The sequence below is a fragment of the Corynebacterium sp. TAE3-ERU16 genome (assembly GCF_019209935.1).
Taxonomy (GTDB): Bacteria; Actinomycetota; Actinomycetes; order Mycobacteriales; family Mycobacteriaceae; genus Corynebacterium; species Corynebacterium antarcticum.
This window is the reverse complement of sequence record NZ_JAHUTN010000001.1, coordinates 22,012-45,450: the sequence shown is the minus strand read 5'-3', so window position 1 is coordinate 45,450 and position 23,439 is coordinate 22,012. Positions and strand designations below refer to the sequence as shown.

Below are 23,439 nucleotides of genomic sequence, written 5' to 3'. Positions count from 1 at the left end.
GTGGTTCTCCTTGTGGGATCGGGTCGTGGGAGGTGCGGTCATTCGGTGGATCCGTGGAGGATGCCGGGGGATGTCGGGAGGGTGGGAGATGTCTCGGTGAGGGCGGAAGGAGCCGGGATACCGGGTCTGGCGAGGAACAGGTCCTGGTCGGCCCAGATCGCCGCGAGCTGTCCCTGTGCGGCCGCCTGGGTGACGAAGGTCATCGGCTCGGGTTCGCCCCGGCGCACAGCGCCGTCACCTGCGGCGAACACCTGTGGGACCGAGGACCGTTGACGGGCATCGGTGAGGATGCACGGTCCCTGCATCTGCAGTCCCAGCATTTCCCCGAGCGGGGATCCGGCTGTCGTCGGTGGTGTGGCGAAAATCGTGTCGGCGCGGATGATGCGCCCACCCGTCGTTCGCACGCTCACCGCATCCGGGTCGCCACTCATCGTGCTGACGGTGTCATCGATGAGGCTCACCCCGGCATCCGTCAACGCCCCTCGGAATACGTCCGACACTTCCGCGGCGTCGATAATGATCCGGACACGGTCAGATACCCGGTCCCGCAGGTACAGGGCCTGGTAGACGGTCCGGGCGACCGGGACTCCCGGAACCGGTACCACCAGTATGTCCCTGTCCCTGTTCTCCCATCCGTGGCAGTAGGGGCAGTGGCTGGTCCAGATACCGTGCCCCCGGTCGAGGCCATTGATCAGGGGGGCGCCGTCGGCGTCCCGGGTGACGTCCCGTTGGCCGGTCGCGATGATGAGGCGTCGTGCGGTGACCCGTCGGCCGTCGGAGAGCGCCAGCGACACCGTGGGCTCCGTGCGACCCCCGCCGTCTTCCGCGTCGAGGTGCGCCGCTGTGACGGTCGAACGGAGGTAGATGACGGTGTCCAGGTCGGCGATGTCGGCGAGCGCTCGGTCACGGATCTCCGTCGGTGGGGTGCCGTCGAGTCCGAGCAACATGTGTGCTCCGGTGGAGCGGGCGTTGCGGTAGTCACCTGAGTCGATGAGAAGGACGCGTCGACGTTGCCGACCCAGCACCAGCGCGGCTTCGAGTCCGGCGGCCCCGGCCCCGACGACCGCGACCTCGGTGTGGTCGTCCGTGGAGAGACGGGTACGGGACGGTGTGTTCATCGGGGACTCCTGAAATCGAAGAGTGTGACGGAGAGACGGAGGAATGCAGGTGGCCCCGGCTCCGTGACCGGGTGTTTTCCGGCTCCGTGGCGGACGGGGACACACGGCACGCCCAGCTCAGGCGAGGCTTGGTCATGGTCGGGGTGATCTCATGACGGGCGTTGATGGAATACATTACCATTAGTTGGTGGCAGGGATTTTCAACTAGGTTTTCGCAAAACCATCAGCCAATCCGTGGTTGGCGTTCGGGGCAACCGGAGTAGCGGCGTCCGGCCGGGAGGCCCGGCGCCGGTTGCCATCGCCACGGGGACACACGAAGAACGACATGGAGCACACGAAAAGAGCGTGACGTCATGAGTATCGAGAAAGATAGGTCCCCCCGGCGGCGACGACAGGGTGGACTCGACTTCTGGGCCGCGCCCCTGCTTCTCGCCCGGTACCTCGGCGGACGTACCGATCAGCTCCTCGGCGCGGTTGCGCTGGGGATAGCCGCCGGATTCGGTGAACTGCTGTCGGTGTGGGCGATCTGGCGGGTCGTGGTCGTCATCGTCGACGGTGACGGGGACCCGTCGACCGTGTGGCGCCACGTGGTGCTGTGCGGGGTCGGGGTCCTGGGGCGGGCGGTGGCCTATTCCGCTGCGACAGCTCTGGCGCACCTGGTGGCGTTCCACACGATCGCCGAAATCAGACTCGCCCTGGGCGGAGCGTGGGTGAGGCGTCCGGTCGGTGAGCTCCGACGGAGGCACTCCTCGACGGCCAAAACCCTCGCGCTGGACAGCTGCGAGAAAATGGAGTTGTTCATCGCCCACGTCATTCCGGAGACTGCTGCGGCCGTGACAGTGTGGATCAGTGTGACCGTGTGGCTGTTCACCGTCGACTGGCGGATGACCGTGGCCGCGGTGGCTCTCGTACCCGTGGCCTTCGCGACGATGTTGCGGGCGATCCGCGGCAACGGACACCGCATGGGTCGGTGGCTCGAGGCGAGAACCGCGATGGAGGCCGCGGTGCTGGACCTGCTGACCGCACTACCCGTCATCAGGGTATTCAACAGGACCGGGGCGGAACACCGCCGGACCGCAGACACAGTCCGTGAAAATGCCCGGCTGCAGTCCCGGTGGGGTGCCGCCTTCGTCAGGTGGGGATCCCCGTTCTCGAGCCTCGTGGCATCCACCGTCCTGGTCATCACCCCGGTGGGCACGTGGCTGTTGTACACCGGCGACCTCACCGTCTCCGGGTTTCTGCTGTTCGTCGTCATCGGACCGGCCTACCCGGTCCCACTCGTCACAGTCTTCCATCGCATGGTCGCGCTGCCGATGCTCGCTGCCGGTGCGACCGCCATAGAAACCGAATTCGCCGCCGTCCCGGACACCGGCAGCCACCGCGGCACAGGGGCCCGAACCCGGGTACCGGGAGACCTCCGGCCGGTCTCCGTCGACTTCGATTCGGTGTCCTTCTCCCACGAACCCGGATCGGAGGTGCTCCACAACCTCTCATTCCGCGTTCCCGCAGGTTCGGTCACCGCCATCGTCGGTGACTCCGGAGCCGGAAAATCGACGGTCATCGAGCTGATAGCGGGCTTCCACGCCCCGGATTCCGGAAAGATCCGACTAGGTGGCCGCGCAGTCGACGAGATGGAACCCGGCGAACTGTCCCGCCATGTCGCGGCGGTGTTCCAGAAGCCGTACCTCATCGCCGGTTCCATCCGCGACAACATCTGCCTCGCCCGGCCCGATGCCGACGACGCCACCATCGCCGCGGTGGCACACGCTGCCGCCGTCGACGGATTCGTGGAAGACCTGCCGGAGGGGTTGGAGACCGTACTCGGTGAATCAGGTGCCGGGCTGTCCGGGGGACAACGCCAACGCATCGCCGTCGCCCGCGCACTGCTCGCCGACCGGCCCGTACTCCTTCTGGATGAGGCGTCGGCGGCCACCGACCCGGACAACGAGGCCGCCGTGCACCGTGGTCTGAACGAGCTCACCCGTGGGCGTACCGTCATCGTCGTCGCACACCGGCTACACACGATCCGCCACGCGGACAACATCATCGTCCTCGACGGGGGCACCGTCGCGGAACAGGGCACCCACGATGAACTCATCGCGCGTGGCGGTAGATACGCCGTCCTGTGGGGCGCACACACCGTTCCGGCCGATGCCGCCGCCGGGCGCGCCGGAACGACACCTCCGGACCACGGCACGGGTATGCACCGGGAGGATCAGCTGTGAGCGGGGCGGCGATTCTCTGGAGGTACGCCGGCGGCGCCAGGTGGCGGGTGCTCGGTGGAGTTGCAGCCCGAATCGCGCAGTCGCTGTTCCTGGCCCTCGGGTTCTATGCGGCGGTCACAGTCATCATGGTTCTCACCACCGGTGGGATCGTGCATCGTGATCACGTGACGCAGGTCGCGGTGCTGTCGATTCTCTCATTGTCCGGGCAACTGGTCATGGGGTGGCTCGCCGCACGATTGTCGTGGCTTGCGGCCTACGAGGTGGTCGCCGAACTGCGGATCGCACTACTCAACCATCTCGTGACCCTCCCACAGACTTCACTCGGCGGTCGTACGCGTGCGGACATCTCCGCCCTGGTGACGAGTGACACCCAGACCGTCGAGGAGTTCCTCTCCGATGCGCTACCCCGCGCCGGGCAGGTGCTCGGCTTTCCGCTGGCGGTGATCGTCGTCGTGTTATTCCACGACCCGGTTCTCGGACTGGCGCTCGCCGCTCCGATCGTCGCCGTCTGGCCCGTCATGGCGGTGAGCGGAAGGCGGCTCGCGGAGCTCGGTGATGAGCGACAGGGAAAACAAGCTCATGCGGCTGCGGCGATGATTGATCTCGTGGCCTCGGCACCGGCGCTGTGGCTCTACTCGGGTGAACAGCGGAGCTTGTCATACTACAGCCGTGCGGTGAATGCCTTTCGTGAGGTTTCCGTGAAAATGGTGCACCGATTGGTCGTGCCCTCCGGTGCCGCCGGGTTCGTCGTCCAGACCGGTCTTCCCCTGATCCTCGCGGTCGGTGGTTGGCGGCTGACCCACGGGGAGGTGACCGACACCCGTGTCGTTGTCGCAGTGGTGGCGACACTCGCGGTCGGCGTCTACCAGCCGGTGCACGGGGTGCTGGCCGCCGGTGAGTCCTGGCAACTCACCCAGGCTGCGATCAGGCGGGCGGTGGACGTTCTGCGGCTCCCGCCGCTCCCCGCACCCCGGAAACCCCGGCAGCCCTCCGACAACGGTGTAGAACTCTCCGGGGTGAGCTACACCTACGGAGACGGTGTCCCGGCTCTCCGGGAGGTGAGCTTCCGTGTTGCCCCGGGATCGACCACCGCCCTCGTCGGACGCTCAGGTAGTGGCAAATCGACTCTGCTGTCCCTGATCGACAGAGGGGACGATCCAGGGGAAGGCGTGGTCCTGATCGGTGGCGTCGATGTCAGGGACATGGACACAGCCACCCGGTGCAAGACGATCACCCAGGTGTTCCAGGACATCCATCTGTTCCCGGGAACCGTTGCGGACAATATAGCGGTCGGCAACCCGGGGGCCTCGCGGGACCAGATCATCGCCGCCGCCCGCACCGCGCAGGCCCACCGGTTCATCACCTCACTCGATGACGGGTACGACACTGTCCTCGGGGAAGACGGTGCGGGACTGTCCGGTGGGCAGCGTCAACGACTTTCCATCGCGCGGGCTGTCGTCAGTGACGCGCCCGTCGTCCTGCTCGATGAGGCGACGGCCTCCCTCGACCCGGTGAGTGAAGCTGCCGTCCTTCGTGCTCTCGACGAGCTGTGCCGGGAACGGACGGCGATCATCGTCACACACCGACTGTCCACCATCGTCAGGGCTGATGACATCGTTGTCCTCGAGGGCGGTCAGTGCGTCCAGCGGGGAACCCACCGGGAGCTGTTGGCGGCAGGTGGGACCTACGCCCAACTGTGGGCGACGCTCCGCGAATCCGAGACCTGGGCCCTGAACCGGGGGAGTGGAGACGCGGATTCGGCTGACGGTGCCGCCGTCGCGCACTGAAAACCCTGCACGTCGGTGCGCCGGGCGCGGTGACGGTGGGAGAACCGTCTTCCCGGGGTGTTTGTGCACCCGCCCATCCTCATTTGTAAATTCGGTACGGGCGGAATTAAATGGGGGCGAGTGATCCGCAAGAGAGGATCGAATCGGTGGAGAAGGGTTTTACCGTGGCCGACAATCAGACACAGGCGCTCCGACGACCACCCCGGTCCAACAGAAAAGCCGTTTTCTCCTGGACCGCCGTGGGCCTCGGTTTGTGTGGCCTGCTGTCGTCGTTCGGTGATTCCGGTGTAGTGGACGTTCTGTCCTCGATCTTCTTCTCCGCAGGTATCGCGCTGCCGGGTGCCATGTGGCTGTGGTACGAAGAACAGGACAAGAAAGCCTGCGAGCGAGCCCGCAGGGACCGGGAACTCGACCGGTATCTGACCGAAACCGACCGACTCCTGCTCGGCCGAGTGGAGCCGAGAGAACCCGAACCTGTCCACCGACGGTGGGGACCGATCTGGATCGCGGCCCTGGTTCTGCTTTCCGTCGGCGGTTCCCTGGATCCGTCACCGTCCACGGGTGACCCGGGAAGCGGACACTCCGTGACCGTCGATCACGGGACCGTCGACAGCTGAACCGCCGCTGTCCCGCGACGGACGCGGAACACCCGTCGCCCCGGTGCTGTCGGGTCGGTTCATCAGCGGGATCATGCGCCGGGGCGTTGTGGGGCACACCACGTCGGATGGGGCTGGGGCGTCATGGTCCGGTTCCTCGTGCTGGTGGCCGCCGCTGCGGTCGTCACACCTGTACAGCTGGTTCGGGTCAGACCCCGGACGGGAAGATGGACGACCACCACCCCGGGGTACGTCGTGCCGCCCAGGATGCCCCGCGTGACATCGACCGTGGCCGGGTCGGGGTGCCACCCACCACTGTGGTGCACGGAAGGCATCGGGCGGGCCGACAGAGGTCCGGAAAAACCACGGGACCCGTTCCGGTGCCCGGGACCCGGAGATACGGAGATGGTGCAGGGCGCACTACAATCAACGCCTATGACCGATCACCGCACAGACACCGTCTCATCCGACTCCGCAGCAATGGCCCCACTGCCGATCCACGCGGCGGACATCCAGATGGCGCAGGCGCGGATTTCCACGGTGATCGCCCCGACCCCGCTCCAGTACTGCCCCAGGTTGAGTGAGGAATCCGGTGCAGAGGTTTATCTCAAGCGGGAGGACCTGCAGGACGTCCGTTCGTACAAGATCCGGGGTGCCTACAATAATGTGGCGCAACTCACCCCCGAGCAGCGTGCCGCCGGGATCGTCGCCGCATCCGCCGGAAATCACGCACAGGGGGTGGCGTACGTCTGCCGGACCCTCGGGATCGACGGCCGGATCTTCGTCCCCGACCAGACCCCGAAACAGAAACTCGACCGGATCCGCGTCCACGGCGGCGACCGCATCGAGGTCGTCGTGACCGGCCGCAACTTCGATGAGGCATCCGCGGCCGCGCGTGCCGCCGCAGCGGAGACCGGGGCAACCGTCGTGGAACCCTTCGACGCGAGGGACACAATCATCGGTCAGGGAACCGTGGCCGCTGAGATCCTCGCCCAGCTGACGTCACTGGGTAAGACGGCCGACACCATCTTCATACCCGTCGGGGGTGGTGGTCTCATCGCCGGTGTCACGAGCTACCTCGCGGACATGGCCCCCCGGACAGCCGTCGTCGGCGTGGAACCAGCCGGCGCGGCCTCCATGCAGGCCGCGCTCGCCGCAGACGCCCCCGTTGCACTCGAGTCGATCGATCCCTTCGTCGATGGTGCGGCGGTCAAGCGGGTCGGCGATCTGAACTACCGGGTGATCGACCGGAACCGGTCCCGGGTGCACATGATGAGTGTCAGTGAAGGTGCCGTGTGCACAGAGATGCTCGGTCTCTACCAGAACGAGGGCATCGTCGCGGAACCCGCCGGGGCGCTCTCCGTCGCGGGACTCAAGGAGTTCCGGAGCCGCCCGGGTGACACCGTCGTCTGCATCATCTCGGGCGGTAACAACGATGTGCTGCGCTACAACGAGATCGTGGAGCGCTCCCTCGTCCATCGCGGACTCAAGCACTACTTCCTGGTCGACTTCCCGCAGGAACCCGGCCAACTGCGCATGTTCCTCGAGGAGATCCTCGGGCCCGACGACGACATCACTCTGTTCGAGTACCTGAAGCGCAACAACCGGGAGACCGGTACCGCGCTGGTCGGTCTCCAGCTCGGTTCCGCCACGGATCTCGACCCACTGCTCGAGCGCATGGCGCAGTCCCGGATCGGGTGCCGTCAACTGCAGCCCGGGACCCCCGAGTACCATTTCCTGACGTAGCAGTTCCACGGCTTGTCGGGGCCGGAAATGATCGTGTTATCTGATGGACGTGACACACCCGTACCGATCCCGGAAGACCCCGTGACAGATACCGTTCAGGCCCATCCGCGCCGCTGGTGGGGGGTCACCGTCCTCTGCTTCGCCATCGCTATCCTGGCCATCGACACCACCGTCCTCAACTTCGCCGTGCCGGAGATCGCCGCGGACCTTGACCCGTCCGCGACGCAGCTGCTGTGGATCATCGACGTCTACGCCTTCGTGCTCGCCTCCCTCCTCATCACGATGGGTACGCTCGGCGACCGGGTCGGGCGCCGGAGGGTGCTGCTCACCGGAGCGGGACTGTTCGGTGCGGCCTCGGTGCTCGCCGCCACCGCCCAGACCCCCGAATGGTTGATCGTCGGGAGGGCGCTGCAGGGTGCGGCGGGCGCAACGCTCATGCCTTCGACGTTGTCGCTGATCCGGGCGATGTTCACCGATGCCCGGGAACGGGCACGGGCCGTGTCGGTGTGGGTGTCGGTGTACGCCGTGGGTGCCGCCGTCGGCCCGGTGCTGGGAGGCTATCTGCTCGGGCACTTCCACTGGGGTTCGGTGTTCCTCATCAACGTGCCACTCGTCGCGGTGATCATCATCGGGGGACTGGTGACACTCCCGGCGTCAGCGGGCAAGAGCGGAGCGGCATTCGACGGCCCCGGTGCCGTGCTGAGTATTCTCGCGCTGTTCACCCTCGTCTACGTTGTGAAGGTCGTGCCCGTCGAGGGGATCGACGTCCGGGTCATCGCGTGCGCGGTGGGGTGCGTCGTCTCCGCCCGACTGCTCGTCCGGCATCTCCGGGCCACGGAGACACCGCTGATCGACGTCGGGCTTCTGCGCAACCGCGTCTACGCGACGGTCGTCGTCATCAACGGGGTGTCGATGTTCCTCTACATCGGTGTGCTGTTCTACCTCTCCCAGTACCTGCAGACCGTGCTCGGATACTCGCCGCTCGTCGCGGGCCTCCTCATGTTCCCGGGGCTCGTCGCCTCGGTCGTCGCGACGCTCGTCACCGGTCGGCTCATGGTGCGGATCCCGCCCCGCCCGCTGCTCGTCGCCGCGCTGGTCCTCGCCGCCGTGGCGAGTGTCATCTTTGCCGCCGACGCCCTGGGCATGGGCGAGCACCTCGGTGGGTCGGGCCCGTGGCTCGCCGTCGGATTCACGGTCCTCGGTGTCGGCTGCGGCATGATCGACCCCGTCAGCAACGACTACATACTCGCCGCCGCGCCCCCCAGGCGCGCCGGTGCCGCCGCCTCACTGTCCGAGACCGGCTACGAGCTCGGCGGGGCGTTCGGTACCGCGGTGCTCGGCGCGACGGTGATGGGTGTGTTCGGCCACCGGCTGGCCGCGACGACCGATCTCCCCGAGGGAGCCGGGGACTCCCTCGTGCGCGCCCATCAGCTGGCCGGCGGGGACACCGATCTCGTCGCCGCGGCGGACCTGGCGTTCCGGCACGGGGTCGTCGCCGCCAGCGTCGTGGCCGCGCTCGTGGCGCTCCTGACCGTCATCGTGGCGAACCGGACCCTGCGCACCCGGGACTGAACGGCACCCGGGCGTGTGGCCCGGGTGTCAGCGTCGGATCAGCGCGAAGCCCCAGGGATCCAGCGTCGTGGTGTCCGCACCGACCTCGGGTTCCGTGAACGAGTAGATCAGCTCGCCGCCGAAATCGACCCTGACGGGCTCGTCGGAGTAGTTGCCGACGAACACGACGTCGCCCCGGTCCACCGCCACCCACCGCTCACCGTGGGTGACGTCGATGTCGTACAGCCACGGGCGCGCGAGGCGCTGCTCCCGGCGCAACCGGAGCAGCGTGCGGTAGGCGCCGAGGATGCTCTGCTGCCCGTCGGTGAAGTCCCAGTCCAGCTTCGAGGCCTCGAACGTGGCGGGATCGGAGGGCTCCGGGATCTCCTGCTCGTCCCAGCCCCAGCGGGTGAACTCCCGCTTCCGGCCCTCACCGGTGAGTCGATTCAGTTCCTCGTCGGTGTGGGAGCAGAAGAAGGCGAACGGGGTCGTCGCACCGAATTCCTCGCCCATGAACAGCATCGGGGTGTACGGCGAGGCGAGGATCGTCGCCGCCTTGAGCACCTGCTGGGCGGGGGATAGGTGCATGCTCGGGCGGTCGCCGGTCGCCCGGTTGCCCACCTGGTCGTGCGTGGTGGTGTAGGTGACGAAGCTGCTGGCCGGCGTGAATTCCCGGTTCACGGGACGACCGTGCCGCTTGCCGCGGAACGTCGACATCGTCCCGTCGTGGAGGAACACTTCCCGCAGCGTCTTCGCCAGGACCTCCGTGGTCCCGAAGTCCGCGTAGTAGGCGTGCCGTTCCCCGGAGACGAGGGTGTGCAGCGCGTGATGGATGTCGTCGTCCCACTGGCCTGCGATACCGTAGCCGCCGGCCTGTCGGGCGGCGACCAGACGGGGGTCGTTCTGGTCCGATTCCGCGATGAGGCTGCGCGGGATCCCCGTCGCGGCGGAGACCTCGGTGGCCATGATCTGCAGCTCCTCCAGCAGGTGCAGCGCACCGGGATCGTGGTAGGCCTGCACCGCGTCGAGGCGCAGCCCGTCGACGTGGAAGTCCTCGAACCAGGCCCGCGCGGCATCGATGACGTACCGGCGCACCTCGTTGCTGTCGGGGCCGTTGAGGTTGACCACGTCACCCCAGCCGGTGGAGCCACCGGTGGTGTAGGGGCCGAAGAAACCGTTGTAGTTCCCGTCGGGTCCGAAGTGGTTGTAGACGACGTCGAGGATGACGGCGACACCCCGGGCGTGGGCGGCGTCGACGAGTCTCCGCAGGCCGTCCGGGCCACCGTATCCGGCGTGCACCGCGTGCCAGAGCACCCCGTCGTAGCCCCAGTTGCGGTCGCCGCCGAAGGGCTGCACCGGCATGAGCTCGATGGTGGTCACACCCAGGTCGACGAGGTGGTCGAGCCGGTCGACGACACCGGCGAAGTCGCCGGTGGGGGAGAAGGTGCCCACGTGGAGTTCGTAGATGACCTGCCCGGGGAGATCGCGGCCGGTCCAGGCGTCATCGGACCAGTGGTAGCCGTCATCCGGGACCCGGGACAGGCCGTGGATTCCGTCCGGCTGCTCCACGGAGCGCGGATCCGGCCACGGACCCACCCATTCGCCGTCCTTCAGCACCCGGTACCCGTAGCGCATACCGGGCTCCGGGGTCAGGGGCTCATCCGTTGCCCACCAACCGTCGTCGGTGTGCCGCATGGCGTGTGTGTTGTCATCGACGATGAGCTGGAGGCCGTCGGCGTGGGGTGCCCAGACTGAGAAATTTCGCATGCACCCAAGGCTAGGCGAGGACGCGGCTTCCGGCACAATGGTGTGCATGTACCGCCTTCCCGCGCCCGACGTGGTCACCACGACAGAACTGGAGATCAAGCGATCCAGGTTCATCACCCTGCTCACCAGGGTGTCGGATGAGGAGCAGGCCCGCAGCTTCATCGCCGGGGTCCGGGGCAGATACCCGGATGCCCGCCACCACTGCAGCGCCTACATCCACCACGTCGATGGCGCCAACCCGGTCGAACGGTCCAGCGACGACGGGGAACCGTCGGGCACCGCCGGCGCCCCGATGCTGGAGGTGCTGCGCGGTTCGGGTCTGCTCGATGTCGCGGTGGTCGTCGTCCGCTATTTCGGCGGTGTGAAGCTGGGTACCGGCGGTCTGGTGCGCGCGTACTCGGACGCCGTCTCCGGGGCGTTGAGCCGGGTTCCGGTGGTGACCCGGGCGAGACGCGAGTTGTATGCGGTCACCGTCGGGCACGCCGACGCGGGCCGACTGGAGTCGGAGCTGCGCAACCGGGGGGTCGATGTGACGGGCACCGACTACGGGGCCCGGGCCACCATACACGTCGCGGTGGAGCCCGGCGGTGGTGCTGGTCTGGCTGCAACCCTGGCGTCAGTGACGCAGGGGACCGTGGAACCGGAGCGGTTGGGAACGGAGTGGATCGAACTCCCCTGATCGGCCCGTCCCGATAGACTTGTTCCCCATGAGCATCGAAAAATACCCCAGGAATCCGATCGAGCAGCGGAAGCAGGCGGTCCGTAGACACGCCCGGGCGGGTGTGCTCTGCGTCGGCGGCGGTGTCCTCGGTGGCGCCGTGCTGGCTCTTGCCGCGTCGAGCTGGCTCTGGTTGATCCTGGGGCTCGTCGTCGCGGTCGCCGGGGGCTTCTACAACTGGCGCCGCATCCAGGCCATCACGGGCCACCGGGACGACTGATGACGATGACCGGCGACGTACGCTCCGTTGAGGAGACCGGTCCGGTCCGCGTCGACGCGTGGGTCTGGGCCGTCCGACTGTTGAAGACCCGCCAGGCCGCCGGTCAGGCGTGCAAGGCGGGTCACGTGAAGGTCAACGGTGGGACGGTCAAGCCCGCCCAGCAGATCGTGCCCGGAGACCGCGTCCGGGTGTGGGTGAACCACCGGCTGCACGAGGTGGAGGTGACGCGGACGATCCGGAAACGGGTCGGTGCCGCCGTCGCCCGCACCTGCTACATCGATCATTCCCCGCCGCCACCACCGAAGGAGGTGCTCGCGTCGGTGCCGCGGCGGGATCGCGGGGCGGGACGTCCCACCAAACGCGAACGGCGGGAGACGGACCGGTTACTCGGTCGGGCTCCCTGACCGCTTCACACCGCAGCTCACATGCTGGAGCCCGCGGGCGGGAAGTTGACCCCGAAACCGCGGAAGAAGTCCGCGACGGAGAGCGCCCAGACGTGGACGGCGTCGGCGAGGTCGGGGAAGATCTGGATGGAACTCATGGTATTCATCAACTCCTGGTATCCGATACCGCAGGGGCCTGCGGTGTCGTCGTTGCAGAGGGTGCCGGTGTCAGCCGACGATGTGGTCGGCTTCCATCACCTTAAGCCGTTGTTTCAGCCGCACGGCCCGGCTCGCCGCGCGGGTACCGGTCTTTTTCGTCCTCTCGATGTGCTCCCCGCCGAAACGGCGCAGGAGCAGATCGTCGATGATCCGGACCTGACCGGGGGTGAACCGGTACCGCATGGACCGCTGGACCGCGTCGATGTCGGCGTCATCGAGCAGGCGTTTGAGCTCCCCGACAGTGGTGATGCCGTTGGCCGCGAGGATCTCCTCCAACCAAACGTAGTACTCGGACTTGGAGCGGGGGAACCGGTTGCCGACGAGGACCGCGAGGACGCCGGGGAGCGTCTCGGCGGACAACTCGACGTCGCCGGTCTCCGCCGGGGCGTCACCCTGGATCGAGGCGATCAGATCGAACTGCTGGTCGGCTAGTTCGATCAGCCCCGCGGTCAGCGTGAATGCCCGGTCGACCCTGGGGTCTAGGGGGACGCCGCCGCCCTTGTACCTGATGTCGTGCTCGAACTCCGCCCAGGCGTGCTGCAGCACGGTACGGACCTGCACCTCGAAGCGCAGCCCCGAATAGGCGGCGAGCTCGGCCGCCGCGTCGCTGGTTCCCTCGACCCCGACGACCAGATGATGGGAGCCGTACCCGAAGGATCCGGACACCCGGGTCTCCGCGGTCTTGTCCACCGAACGGTGGACGGTGAACGCCTCCCGGAGCACGCTGATCACCTGCGGGATCTCCATGGAGTGGTAGACGGTGACCCGGACCCCGAGGATGTCGTGGATGTCCTCCCACGGGTCGGGGTAGACGGGGTTTCCCGACCCGTCGGTCTTGTAGGCCTTCGCCTTCAGTGAACGCCATTCCTTGACCCGCACGGATACCCGGTCATAGGTGACGCCGGCTTCCGCGAGAAGCTCCTCGATGACGTCGCGGAACTCGTTCGCGACCCGTGGGTGGGCACGCACCCATTCGGCGTACCGCTGGCCCAGTACGGAGATCCGTCTGTTCTTTTCGCCCATCAGCCCTCCTCGTCGATCCTGACGAGCAGAGCCGCGGGGAGGAGAGCGAACAGGTCGGCGGCCTTCTGGACCCCGGAGAACGTCCTTCCCGTAAGTCGCTCCGTCCAGGTTCCCTCCGGCAGGGTCACCGTCGTGTGCTGCCAGCCCCCCTCGGCGGCCAGGCGGAGAGGTCGTCGGACCGCGAGTGCGATGACGTGGACGTCGCGCTCCTCCGGACCACGGGCGATGCCGACGACGTGTGATTCAGCGGGGCCCACCGCGAAGACGGCCTGGTAGTCGCCGCCGACGAAGGAGTCTGGCTCGTCCCGTCGGACGCCGAGCGCCGCGTGGACGACCGCCTGCTTCGCCATGTCCGCACGTACCCGCAGGTGCGGGTACGTGTCCTCGGCCTCCTCCGGGGTGAGTTCGAGATCGGCGCCACGGGCGTGCGCGGGGACCGCGACGCCGGCGGCGATCGCCGACTCGCAGACCGCGGCGACGGGGTTCGGGGCCACCGAAAGCAGCTCGAGAGTCTGGTTGCGTGCCATGTAGTCGACGAAACGCCGGTTGTCCGGGTCGACCAGGGAATCATCGACGAACTCGGTGCCCTGGTAGACGTCCGGGACACCTGGGCCGATGAGCTGCAGGAGCTTCCGCCCCAGCGTGATCTGCACGGCGGCTGCGGCGACGGGGCCGACGTACGCGGCGATCCGGTCGGTAGCGGGGCCGGAGCAGAGTGCGTCGATCCAGTCGGAGACGGACTGCTCGAAGCCCTCGTCGACGTCGGTCCAGGTCGTGTGCACACCGGCCTCGCGAACCGCCTTGGTGGCGTAGGCGTGGAAACGCTCCCGCACGGAATCGGTCATCTGGCCGTCGGCGGGCCACACACCGATGAGGTTCTGCAGCAGGAAGTGCCCGGTGGCGCCGTCCGGGGGAGGGGTGATCGCCGTGACCTCGCGGACCATCTCGGCGAAGTCACCCGGGATGTCGGTGACCTCGATGATCCGGGCCCGGACATCCTCGCTGCGCTTGGTGTCGTGGGTGGACAGGGTCGTCATCGTCCGGGGCCACAGCACGCTGCGCTCCTGCTGGAGCAGGTGGAACTCGGCGGGGCCGACACCGAACCGACCCGGCGCGCCCCCCACCTCCTGGAGGGCGATCAGGCGGCAGGCCCGGTAGAACGTCGTGTCCTCGACGCCCTTGGCCATCACGGCACCACAGACCTGTGCGAAACGGACGGCTGCCTCGCCGTCGGCGAGCAGCCCCGCCGTGATGAGGTCGAGTGCGTCGCGTCTGGAGGGGAAGCGGCGGGTCATCTCCGCGACGACCGTTGCGGTGACACGGGACAGCGAGATGTAGTCGGCCCGGTAGACGGGCATCGCGGCGACGAGTTCGATGATCGTGTCCGTCAGCATCCGCTCACTGACCCCGTCACCGGCGGTGGAGAAGTTGTCCCGGCGCACCGCCCGTGCGAGTCGGCGCACCTCGGCGGCGAGCTCGTCGGCCGCGACGGAACGTTTCAGCGCCTGCTCGGTGGCGGTGACGGCGGCATCGTCCCAGGCGGAACCCGACTGCTGCATCGCGAGCATGGACAGGGTGTCCTCCGCATCGCGGGAGATGAACACACCGTCCAGTTCGCGGAGCGCGTCGTATCCGGTCGTGCCGTCGACCGCGAGGCGCGGATCGAGGGGCTCATCCACACCGAGGATCTTCTCGACGACGAGCCACCGGTCGTCCCCGATGAGGGCACGGAGCCGACCGAGGTAGGAGAAGGGATCCGACAGCCCGTCCGGATGATCGACCCGGACCCCGTCGATGAGGTCCTCGGCGATCAGCCGCGACAGCACCCGGTGGGTGTGCTCGAACACCACCGGGTCTTCCTGCCTGATACCGGCCAGCCCGTTGACGGAGAAGAAACGCCGGTAGCCGATGATGCCGGACTTCCAGTACATCAGCCGGTAGCTCTGGGCGTCGTGGACGGCCACCGGGTCGCCGGCGTCCTCGGTTCCGGGGCGGACGGGGAAGACGTTGTCGTAGTAGCGCAGGACGGGTTCGCCGTCGATCTCGTCGAGGGTGAGCTTGTCCTCGTCACCCTCCGCACCGAGGACCGGCAGCCCCAGCTTTCCGCCGGCGCCGTTGTCGTCGTGCCAGTCGATGTCGAAGTAGCTCTCGTACTCACTGTCCCGGCCGAGTTTCAGCACATCCCACCACCAGGGGTTCTGGCGTGGGTCATCGACACCGAGATGATTCGGGACGATGTCGATGATGATACCGAGGCCGTGTTCGCGGGCGGTCTCCGCGAGGCTCCGCAGCCCGGCGATGCCTCCGAAGGCCGGATTGACCTCGGTGGGGTCGATCACGTCGTAGGAGTGGGCCGAGTCCGCCGGTGCGGTGAGGATCGGGGAGAGGTAGAGGTGACTGACGCCCAGCTCCGCCAGGTAGGGAACGACCGCCTCGGCCTCGGCGAAGCCGAACGCCCTGCCTGAGGGATCGGCCTCGGGTCCACGCAGCTGCAGACGGTAGGTGGCGGTGATGGGACGGCGGGTCATGATTCTCCTGGGTTGGTCATCGGGTTGGGCGGCGGGCCCGTGCGTCCACCACTGTAGCCCGCGCGGCGGGCGGAACACGTGCGGCGTGAGTGTCGCGATCGGGCAGGGGGCGGGGGACAGTGCGGAGGTCAGCGGTCGACCGGACCCGGTCCGGTGTCCGCGACGGGGAAACCCCCCACCCAGCGGACGGGATCGGGGCAGATCGCGTCGAGGCCGGCCGCCCGGAACCGCGTTTCGACCCAGGCCCGCACCCCGTCGTCGGCCCGGATACCCGCGTACAACTCGCCCACGCGTGGTGCGAACCACACGGGCCGGCGGCCGAGAACCGTGGCGAGGTGGGCGTCGATCGTGGTGAAGGTGTCCGGGTGGGCCAGCCAGTCGGTCGCGGCCGACCCGGGGACCGCCACCTGGAGCACATCATCCGGGTACCGCGGCACCGTACGGTTTCGGATGTACACCCGGAACCCGTCACCCGAGCGTGCGGAATCAAGGGCCCCGGCCGCCGCCGCGTCCCAGGCGGCCGCGGCGGGAACCCCGGAGCGCAGCAGATCCTCCTCCGTGAGAAAGCGGTCTCCGGAACAGAGCCCGGCCGCGAACCCCGTCGACAGGGCGATGCCGACGGGTCCCGCGGGGTGGAACCGGGAGACCGGGACGGGCAGCAGCCGCAGGCACCACCGCGGCCGCGGCGAAACGCGGCCGCTCGCGCGGTGCGGACCGGTGGTGGCTCTCATGCCTCTCTGACCGGGCCGACCGTCGATCCGGTTCCGCGAGCCTCAGAAGGGCGGCTGGAGATCCTCTTCCCCGTCGGGATCGAGCCCGAGGGTGGTGAAGAGCTGCCCGGCGGACCACAGCGAGATGTCCTGCCCCCTGGCGATGAGTTCCTCCGCGCGCTTCTGCTTGGAGGTCGGCTTGCCCCACTCGCCGCAGACGAGGATGGTCGTCTTCTTCGTCACGTTCTTGCCGATGGTCGCCCCGGCGTCGGCGATCTCGTGCCAGAGCCGTCCCTTGTCGAAGGGCTCGAAATCGCCCGACAGGGTCACGTTCTGTCCGAAGAGCAGGCCATCGGGGTCGGCGTCGGGGTTCGGATCCGGGACGGTGTCGGGAACGGCGACCTTGGCCCAGGGGACGGTTCGGGGGGACTTCCTCCTCCCGCCACCGGCGCCGGCCGGAGCGGGGCGGGCCGGGGCCTCGGAGACCGTGTCCAGTACCGGCCACACCCGTTCACCGTCGATCCGGCCGAGATTGAGTCCCGACCCGGCGAGCACCTCATCGACGGTGTGCCGGGTGGTGGCGTCCCCGTTGAGAAGCACGAACAACCTGGCCGTGGCCTCCGCCGCGGCCGCCGGTGAGTCGGGTACGGGAAGTCCCAGGCTCCGGCTAAGTCCGGCCAGTGAGTGGTCGGTGTCGTCGGGCCGCTCCCGGCGGGCCAGTGCGAGTGTGCAGGCGAGGGGATGGGGCGGCAGAGCGGCGGATCCCGAGGCACGCAGCACGCGGGCGAGTGTGGTGACCTGGCGGTAGACGTTGTGCGCGACCAGGATCTCGCCGTCATCACCGAGATGGTCGAGGAACGCGTCTACCGGAGTAGACCCGGTTCCGCCGGTGCAGGGGAACTCCCGGGAGGCGCCGTCGACGACGATCCCGTCCCGGACCCGTGCGACGCCGATGGCGGTGACGGTGTCCCAGCCGGTGTCGTGGTCGACGTGGAGGGCGGTGAAATCGAGACCCGGGATCTCGACGTCCGATGCGCCACCATCGCGGGCCGCCGCCAGCGCATCGACGAGCTGCTGCAGTTCAGCCGTCTGGTTCGGGCTGAACACGATCTCCGTGTCCGGCCCCTCCAGGATCACCCGACCGCAGGTGACGGGATCACCTGGCACGGCCGTGACTCCCGTGATCGAGTCAAGCGGGATCTCGGGCCCGGGGCCCCGGAGCGCCGTCAACAGTGGATCGTTGTGCACCGTCACCTTCCGGGGAGTGACGGTGACCGTGCTGCCGTGGGCTGCGATCACGTCGGGTTCACCTCTCGATGCTGGCGTCGTGCCGGTTCAGGTCGGGCTCATGTCCGGATCAGATGTAGTCCCCGGTCCGGTCGCGGTAGTCGTCCTCGGTGGCGCCGGTGCGCAGGGGACCGGCCGCCGGGGTCTTCGACTCCGGCATCTCGTCATCGGTCCCGTGGACGCAACCCGGGGCACTGCGGTCGTTGCCGGGCTCCTCGTCCGGTTCCTCCGCCGGGGGCTCCATCTGCTTGAGGATCATCGTCGAGCGGGCGGGGACGGTGATCTTCCCTCCGGCCTCGATGACCTCCTCCTCCAGCGGGTACCCGGTCTCCTCGACCGTGTCGACGATCAGACGCCAGCGCACGCCGAAGCGCTTCCCCGGGAGCGTGAACTCCAACGGTTCGTGGTACGCGTTGAAGCACATGATGAAGGAATCGTCGGTGATTCGCTCCCCGCGCTCACCGGGCTCCGCGATGGCGTCGCCGTTGAGGTAGACCATCAGGGACTTGCCGAAGGTGAAGTCCCAGTCGGCCTGGGTCATCAGCTTGCCGGAGGGAACGAGCCAGGCGATGTCGCGCTGACGGACGTCATCGTCACCCAGCGGTCCCCCCGCGAGGAAGCGACGGCGCCGGAACACGGGGTGGTTCGCCCGGATCCGCAGCAGTCGGCGGGTGAAGTTCACCAACGTCTTGTTGTCCTCCGCCTGGTCCCAGTCGATCCAGGACAGCTCGGAGTCCTGGCAGTAGACGTTGTTGTTCCCCTCCTGGGTGCGTCCCATCTCGTCGCCGTGGGCGATCATCGGCGTGCCCTGGCTCAGCAGGAGAGTGGTGAGGAAGTTCCGGCGCTGCTGTGCGCGGAGCTGCCTGACCTCCGGATCGGAGCTCGGGCCTTCCACGCCGCAGTTCCAGGACCGGTTGTGGCTCTCTCCGTCGCGGCCGTCCTCACCGTTGGCGTCGTTGTGCTTCTCGTTGTAGCTGACCAGGTCGTTGAGGGTGAAGCCGTCGTGGGCTGTGACGAAGTTGATGGACGCCGTGGGGCGGCGGCCGTTGTTCGCGTAGAGGTCCGAGGAACCGGTCAGCCGCGAGGCGAACTCGCCGAGGGTCGCGGGCTCGCCGCGCCAGAAGTCACGCACGGTGTCCCGGTACTTGCCGTTCCATTCGGTCCACAACGGCGGGAAGTTACCCACCTGGTAGCCACCTTCGCCAATGTCCCAGGGCTCGGCGATGAGTTTGACCTGGCTGACAACCGGATCCTGCTGGACGAGATCGAAGAACGCGGACAGCCGGTCCACGTCGTGGAGCTCGCGCGCGAGGGTCGAGGCGAGGTCGAAGCGGAAACCGTCGACGTGCATCTCGGTGACCCAGTAGCGCAGGGAATCCATGATCAGCTGCAGGGTGTGCGGGTGCCGGACATTCAGGCTGTTGCCCGTGCCCGTGTAGTCCATGTAGTGCCGCTTGTCGTCCTCGACGAGCCGGTAGTAGGCGGCGTTGTCGATTCCGCGGAACACGATGGTCGGCCCCATGTGGTTGCCCTCGGCGGTGTGGTTGTAGACCACGTCGAGGATGACCTCGATACCCGCGTCGTGGAACGCCCGGACCATTCCCTTGAACTCACTGACGGCCCCGCCCGGCTTCGTCGCCGCCGCGTAATCCTGGTGCGGCGCGAGGAAACCGAACGTGTTGTATCCCCAGTAGTTGCGCAGGCCGAGCTCCCGGAGCCGGTCGTCCTGGAGGAACTGGTGGACGGGCATCAGCTCGATGGCGGTCACACCGAGGTCCTGCAGGTACTCGATGATCGACGGGTGCGCGAGTCCCGCGTAGGTGCCGCGGAGGTTCTCCGGGACATCCGGGTGTGTCATCGTCATTCCCTTGACGTGGGCCTCGTAGATGACGGTCTCGTGGTACGGGGTCTTCGGGGCTCGGTCGTTGGCCCAGTCGAAGAAGGGGTTGATGACGACGGAGGTCATCGTGTGACCGAGGGAATCCTCGGTGTTGCGCTTGGTGAGGTCCTCGGGATCGTTGATGTCGTAGGAGAACAGGGAGGGGTGGCCGTCGAACTCCCCGTCGAAGGCCTTGGCGTAGGGGTCGACGAGCAGTTTGCTGGGGTCACACCTGTGGCCGTTGTCGGGATCGTAGGGGCCGTGGACCCGGTAGCCGTAGCGCTGGCCGGGCTGGATCCCGGGGAGGTAGCAGTGCCAGGTGTGGGCGTCCACCTCCTCGATCGGGATGCGGGTCTCGTTGTTGTCCTCGTCGAGCAGGCAGAGCTCGACCTTTTCCGCGACGTCGGAGAAGAGGGCGAAATTGGTGCCGGCTCCGTCGTACGTGGAGCCGAGCGGGTAGGCGTCGCCGGGCCAAACCTGGTGGGCGTCTGCGGTGGAACTAGTCATGGTGAGCAATCATATATCCCGCGGAGCGCCAAGTCCCTTCAGCACGAGCGCCACGCCCCGCCGGAACGTGGTTTCCCCGGTTGTGGTGGACGTCGCGGAAGGATCCGCGCCCTCCGCGATCCGGAGGGCCGCGACCGACTGCTCGTGGAGCGTCTCCCCCATGATGAAGTGCAGGAGCGTCACGGCGCCGGCCTCCCTGAGTACCGGGCTCAAATCACCTCCGGCGCCGAGAGCTGCGGAAAAGACGGCCGTGAGCCGGTTCCGCAGGTCGGGATCGGACAGTGCCGCGGAGACGATCTCCGCTCCGTCGCGGTGGTCGAGGAGCGCATTCCGGAGGCGGCTGCACGTCGCGACGGTCGTCTCCGTCCATGTGGCGCCGGCGACAGTGGCGGCATCGTCGAGGACCGGAGCACAGATGGCCCGTCCGATGGCCGCTATGAGTGCCTGCTTGCTGGGGAAGTGCCAGTAGAGGGCTCCCGGGGCGACTCCGAGTTGCCGCGCCACACGGCGCATGGTCATGTCCGCCAACCCGTATGTGTCTGCGATGTCGAGGCTGGCGGTGATGATGGACTCACGGGTCAGTTGCACACCGCCACGATAACTCGGCCCGGCGTCACCGGAGGTGTTTTCCGGTGCCGGGCGGGTGGGTGCTGGATCGGGAGACCGTGGTGCAGTAGATTTGCGGGCCATGGAGTTCGTGCCGTCACGGCGCACATCTGACGGCCGGTCGAGGACCGTCCCGGTTTATTGCCCAAGTTTGTTTATTGCCCAAGTTTAAGGAAAAACAACGGGGAATCTGGGACGAGGTTGTTAGGGTTGGGGCGCCAGGCCACATGAAACTTCAGATCAGGGCGCGGTCGCCGCGCTGTCCGAATGAACTAGTCAGGAGTACACCCGTGCCGAGTCTCAGTCTCGCGAAGAAGACCATTGCAGCAGCCGCACTGATCGCCCCGCTCTCCATGAGCGTGGTGTCGTGCGGCTCGAACGGAGATGACGTGGACGACGCCAAGTCAACCACGTCCGCGTCGACCTCGACGTTGACCTCGACCGAGACCTCCACTTCGACCACGAGCAGCACCACGGCGACCGCATCGGAGGAGACCTCGACGTCCGAGACGACCTCCGCGCCGTCCCCGGCACCGGTACCGGATCAGGAAGCCGCGGCTGCGGTGGCGGCGGCCGCCGCGAACCTCCCGTCCCCGAAGCCCGCCGTCCCGGTCCAGGGTGGCCGGGCGGCGACCCCTGAAGAGGCCCGGGCCATCGAGGATCTGGCACGTCGGGTCGCGTGGGCGCCGACCCTGAGGGGCTACCTGGGGGGCATCCTCGACAACACCTGCAATTCGGTGCTCCAGGCCAACGGTGGCCGCGAGGCGTACGACCTCAACCAGATCCCCGATGTCCCCATGGACATGATCCCCGAGTTGCAGGGTCGCAGGGCCGAGGTGCAGAGCGTGACCGACATCATGGTCGAGGGCAACACCGCCTCCGCCACGGTGACCGCCAACGCGGGCAACGAGGTCGAGACCGGCACGATGCGCTTCCTCAAGGAGGACGGGGTCTGGAAGCTCTGCGACTGATCGGAGTCCGTCACCGGTACCGTGGAACGGTGACGACAAGTGGAGCCGGAAACCCCCGCCCGGGAACCTCGACAGGGTCCCCGGGCGGGGGTTTCGGGCATTTCTGCAGCTTTCGTGCAGCTCCCCCCGGATCGGGCTAGCCGGTCATTGACGTCCCCTGTTTTTTGAACAGCGTTCAATCGAGTCGGTATCGTGGTTTTCCAATGACCACCAGCACGACCTTTAGGGTACCCGGGAAAAGAGCCCGGAGCCCCATCCCCAGGAGGACCGACAAATGACCAACGCAACCATCGACAGTGATGTGTCTGAGAAAGCGCAGGACGACATTCTCCCGTTCGCCCGGAAAAAGGTCCTCGAAGGCGGGGTCGGGCTGGACAAGGAGGAGACCCTCGCCGTACTGAATCTACCGGACGACCGCCTCCCGGAGTTGCTCGAACTGGCGCACGAGGTCCGGCTGAAGTGGTGCGGCGACGAGGTGGAGATGGAGGGGATCATCTCCCTGAAGACCGGCGGGTGCCCCGAGGACTGCCACTTCTGCTCGCAGTCCGGTCTCTTCGAATCGCCCGTCCGTTCCGCGTGGCTGGACATTCCCGCACTCGTCGAGGCCGCGAAGCAGACCCAGAAGACCGGGGCGACGGAGTTCTGCATCGTCGCCGCCGTCAAGGGTCCCGACGAGCGCCTCCTGTCCCAGCTGGAGCAGGCCGTCGCGGCGATCAAGTCCGAGGTCGACATCGAGGTGGCGGCGTCCGTGGGCATCCTGACCCAGGAACAGGTCGACCGCCTGGCCGCCGCCGGCGTGCACCGCTACAACCACAACCTCGAGACCGCCCGTTCCTACTTCCCCCAGGTCGTCACGACCCACTCCTGGGAGACCCGCCGGGACACGCTCCGGATGGTCAAGGAAGCGGGCATGGAGGTGTGCTGCGGCGGCATCCTCGGCATGGGGGAGTCCCTCGAACAGCGGGCCGAGTTCGCCCAGGATCTGGCGGCACTCGATCCGACCGAGGTGCCGATGAACTTCCTCGATCCGCGCCCCGGTACCCCGTTCGCCGACTACGAGGTCATGCCCGCACAGGACGCGCTGCGCGCGATCGGTGCATTCCGTCTCGCGCTGCCGAAGACGATCCTCCGCTTCGCCGGTGGCCGGGAGCTCACACTCGGCGACCTGGGCGCCGAACAGGGCCTCCTCGGCGGCATCAACGCGATCATCGTCGGCAACTACCTCACCACCCTCGGACGCCCCCAGGAGCAGGATCTCGAGATGATGGGTAAGCTGCGACTGCCCATCAAGGCGCTCAACTCCACCTGCTAGAGAATCCGGAGAACTGGACCCATGGCCCGCACCGCGGACAACACCGAACTCCTCGAGGCACTGATCACCGGGGCGGCCCCGGTGTACCACCCGAACACCGGTCAGTGCCTGGCCGACGGGGGGACGGTCCGGTTGTCCCCCTCTGCGCGTGCCGGGTTGGAGGCGCCCCGTTACTGTCAGCTCTGCGGTCGCCGGATGGTCGTGCAGATTCGTCCCGATGGATGGGATGCCTCGTGCTCCCGCCACGGAAGGGTCGACTCCGCGTACCTCGGTCGACGCTGACCTG

At 67.6% G+C, this 23,439-nt stretch carries 19 protein-coding genes; 11 read left to right on the top strand and 8 right to left on the bottom strand.

Annotated elements, in window-relative coordinates:
- Window positions 1–38: 38 nt before the first annotated feature.
- The gene (locus KRX55_RS00195; protein ID WP_218405873.1) at window positions 39–1,118 is read right to left on the bottom strand and encodes an FAD-dependent oxidoreductase; all 1,080 of its coding nucleotides are present in this window, start codon (window positions 1,116–1,118) and stop codon (window positions 39–41) included.
- Window positions 1,119–1,471: 353 nt separating this feature from the next.
- Here KRX55_RS00195 and KRX55_RS00190 point away from each other — a divergent pair, with 353 nt between their 5' ends.
- The 5 genes from KRX55_RS00190 (at window position 1,472) to KRX55_RS00170 (ending at window position 9,044) form a co-directional block, all read left to right on the top strand.
- Window positions 1,472–3,343 (top strand): ABC transporter ATP-binding protein, encoded by a 1,872-nt coding sequence (locus KRX55_RS00190; protein ID WP_218405872.1) that lies wholly within the window; start codon window positions 1,472–1,474, stop codon window positions 3,341–3,343.
- A complete protein-coding gene (locus tag KRX55_RS00185; protein ID WP_218405871.1) occupies window positions 3,340–5,130 on the top strand; it encodes an ABC transporter ATP-binding protein in 1,791 nt (596 codons plus the stop codon). Before KRX55_RS00190 ends, KRX55_RS00185 begins: the two co-directional genes overlap by 4 nt.
- A 164-nt stretch (window positions 5,131–5,294) precedes the next feature.
- A complete protein-coding gene (locus KRX55_RS00180; protein WP_218405870.1) occupies window positions 5,295–5,747 on the top strand; it encodes a hypothetical protein in 453 nt (150 codons plus the stop codon).
- 414 nt (window positions 5,748–6,161) lie between these two features.
- Window positions 6,162–7,472 (top strand): threonine ammonia-lyase IlvA, encoded by a 1,311-nt coding sequence (ilvA, locus tag KRX55_RS00175; protein ID WP_218405869.1) that lies wholly within the window; start codon window positions 6,162–6,164, stop codon window positions 7,470–7,472.
- Window positions 7,473–7,553: 81 nt separating this feature from the next.
- On the top strand, window positions 7,554–9,044 hold the full coding sequence (locus KRX55_RS00170; RefSeq protein WP_218405868.1) for an MFS transporter: 1,491 nt from the start codon (window positions 7,554–7,556) through the stop codon (window positions 9,042–9,044).
- A gap of 27 nt (window positions 9,045–9,071) precedes the next feature.
- On the opposite strand, the gene treZ is transcribed toward KRX55_RS00170, so the two are convergent.
- Window positions 9,072–10,790 carry a malto-oligosyltrehalose trehalohydrolase gene (gene treZ, locus KRX55_RS00165; RefSeq protein ID WP_255567437.1) on the bottom strand — a complete coding sequence of 573 codons (1,719 nt, stop codon included), beginning with the start codon at window positions 10,788–10,790 and terminating at the stop codon, window positions 9,072–9,074.
- A 46-nt stretch (window positions 10,791–10,836) separates the two neighbouring features.
- Between treZ and KRX55_RS00160 the strand changes: the two genes are divergently transcribed.
- From KRX55_RS00160 to KRX55_RS00150, 3 genes are read left to right on the top strand one after another with little or no spacing between them, the layout of a single operon-like run.
- On the top strand, window positions 10,837–11,469 hold the full coding sequence (locus tag KRX55_RS00160; RefSeq protein WP_218405866.1) for an IMPACT family protein: 633 nt from the start codon (window positions 10,837–10,839) through the stop codon (window positions 11,467–11,469).
- A gap of 28 nt (window positions 11,470–11,497) precedes the next feature.
- Window positions 11,498–11,728 (top strand): hypothetical protein, encoded by a 231-nt coding sequence (locus KRX55_RS00155; RefSeq protein WP_218405865.1) that lies wholly within the window; start codon window positions 11,498–11,500, stop codon window positions 11,726–11,728.
- A gap of 5 nt (window positions 11,729–11,733) precedes the next feature.
- Entirely contained in the window at window positions 11,734–12,132 is a 399-nt protein-coding gene (locus KRX55_RS00150; protein WP_218405864.1) for an RNA-binding S4 domain-containing protein, read from the top strand.
- A gap of 207 nt (window positions 12,133–12,339) precedes the next feature.
- On the opposite strand, the gene KRX55_RS00145 is transcribed toward KRX55_RS00150, so the two are convergent.
- The 6 genes from KRX55_RS00145 to KRX55_RS00120 form a co-directional block, all read right to left on the bottom strand.
- Window positions 12,340–13,353: a GTP pyrophosphokinase gene (locus KRX55_RS00145; protein ID WP_218405863.1), complete on the bottom strand. Its 1,014-nt coding sequence runs from the start codon at window positions 13,351–13,353 to the stop codon at window positions 12,340–12,342.
- Window positions 13,353–15,881, bottom strand: a complete 2,529-nt coding sequence (treY, locus tag KRX55_RS00140; protein ID WP_218405862.1) for a malto-oligosyltrehalose synthase — start codon at window positions 15,879–15,881, stop codon at window positions 13,353–13,355. The genes KRX55_RS00145 and treY overlap by 1 nt, the downstream gene beginning before the upstream one ends.
- A 128-nt stretch (window positions 15,882–16,009) precedes the next feature.
- Complete coding sequence (locus KRX55_RS00135; RefSeq protein ID WP_218405861.1) at window positions 16,010–16,612, bottom strand: hypothetical protein; 603 nt, start codon at window positions 16,610–16,612, stop codon at window positions 16,010–16,012.
- A 42-nt stretch (window positions 16,613–16,654) separates the two neighbouring features.
- Window positions 16,655–17,890 carry a hypothetical protein gene (locus KRX55_RS00130; RefSeq protein WP_218405860.1) on the bottom strand — a complete coding sequence of 412 codons (1,236 nt, stop codon included), beginning with the start codon at window positions 17,888–17,890 and terminating at the stop codon, window positions 16,655–16,657.
- 58 nt (window positions 17,891–17,948) lie between these two features.
- The gene (gene glgX, locus KRX55_RS00125) at window positions 17,949–20,264 is read right to left on the bottom strand and encodes a glycogen debranching protein GlgX (protein ID WP_218405859.1); all 2,316 of its coding nucleotides are present in this window, start codon (window positions 20,262–20,264) and stop codon (window positions 17,949–17,951) included.
- Between the two features lie 9 nt (window positions 20,265–20,273).
- On the bottom strand, window positions 20,274–20,852 hold the full coding sequence (locus KRX55_RS00120) for a TetR/AcrR family transcriptional regulator (protein WP_218405858.1): 579 nt from the start codon (window positions 20,850–20,852) through the stop codon (window positions 20,274–20,276).
- A gap of 308 nt (window positions 20,853–21,160) precedes the next feature.
- On the opposite strand from KRX55_RS00120, the gene KRX55_RS00115 reads away from it, so the two are divergent.
- From KRX55_RS00115 to bsaP, 3 genes are all read left to right on the top strand, one after another.
- Window positions 21,161–21,841 (top strand): hypothetical protein, encoded by a 681-nt coding sequence (locus KRX55_RS00115; RefSeq protein ID WP_218405857.1) that lies wholly within the window; start codon window positions 21,161–21,163, stop codon window positions 21,839–21,841.
- 274 nt (window positions 21,842–22,115) lie between these two features.
- The gene (gene bioB, locus KRX55_RS00110; RefSeq protein WP_218405856.1) at window positions 22,116–23,153 is read left to right on the top strand and encodes a biotin synthase BioB; all 1,038 of its coding nucleotides are present in this window, start codon (window positions 22,116–22,118) and stop codon (window positions 23,151–23,153) included.
- Window positions 23,154–23,174: 21 nt separating this feature from the next.
- Window positions 23,175–23,435: a biotin synthase auxiliary protein BsaP gene (bsaP, locus tag KRX55_RS00105; RefSeq protein WP_218405855.1), complete on the top strand. Its 261-nt coding sequence runs from the start codon at window positions 23,175–23,177 to the stop codon at window positions 23,433–23,435.
- The last annotated feature ends 4 nt before the right edge of the window (window positions 23,436–23,439 follow it).

What these genes read in the sequence shown, in the direction of transcription:
- bioB (WP_218405856.1), top strand. Translation starts at nt 22,116, where the DNA reads ATGACCAACGCAACCATCGACAGTGATGTGTCTGAGAAAGCGCAGGAC.
- KRX55_RS00135 (WP_218405861.1), bottom strand. Translation starts at nt 16,612, where the DNA reads ATGAGAGCCACCACCGGTCCGCACCGCGCGAGCGGCCGCGTTTCGCCG.
- treZ (WP_255567437.1), bottom strand. Translation starts at nt 10,790, where the DNA reads ATGCGAAATTTCTCAGTCTGGGCACCCCACGCCGACGGCCTCCAGCTC.
- KRX55_RS00190 (WP_218405872.1), top strand. Translation starts at nt 1,472, where the DNA reads ATGAGTATCGAGAAAGATAGGTCCCCCCGGCGGCGACGACAGGGTGGA.
- KRX55_RS00155 (WP_218405865.1), top strand. Translation starts at nt 11,498, where the DNA reads ATGAGCATCGAAAAATACCCCAGGAATCCGATCGAGCAGCGGAAGCAG.
- ilvA (WP_218405869.1), top strand. Translation starts at nt 6,162, where the DNA reads ATGACCGATCACCGCACAGACACCGTCTCATCCGACTCCGCAGCAATG.
- KRX55_RS00145 (WP_218405863.1), bottom strand. Translation starts at nt 13,353, where the DNA reads ATGGGCGAAAAGAACAGACGGATCTCCGTACTGGGCCAGCGGTACGCC.
- bsaP (WP_218405855.1), top strand. Translation starts at nt 23,175, where the DNA reads ATGGCCCGCACCGCGGACAACACCGAACTCCTCGAGGCACTGATCACC.
- KRX55_RS00150 (WP_218405864.1), top strand. Translation starts at nt 11,734, where the DNA reads ATGACCGGCGACGTACGCTCCGTTGAGGAGACCGGTCCGGTCCGCGTC.
- KRX55_RS00195 (WP_218405873.1), bottom strand. Translation starts at nt 1,118, where the DNA reads ATGAACACACCGTCCCGTACCCGTCTCTCCACGGACGACCACACCGAG.
- treY (WP_218405862.1), bottom strand. Translation starts at nt 15,881, where the DNA reads ATGACCCGCCGTCCCATCACCGCCACCTACCGTCTGCAGCTGCGTGGA.
- KRX55_RS00160 (WP_218405866.1), top strand. Translation starts at nt 10,837, where the DNA reads ATGTACCGCCTTCCCGCGCCCGACGTGGTCACCACGACAGAACTGGAG.
- glgX (WP_218405859.1), bottom strand. Translation starts at nt 20,264, where the DNA reads ATGACTAGTTCCACCGCAGACGCCCACCAGGTTTGGCCCGGCGACGCC.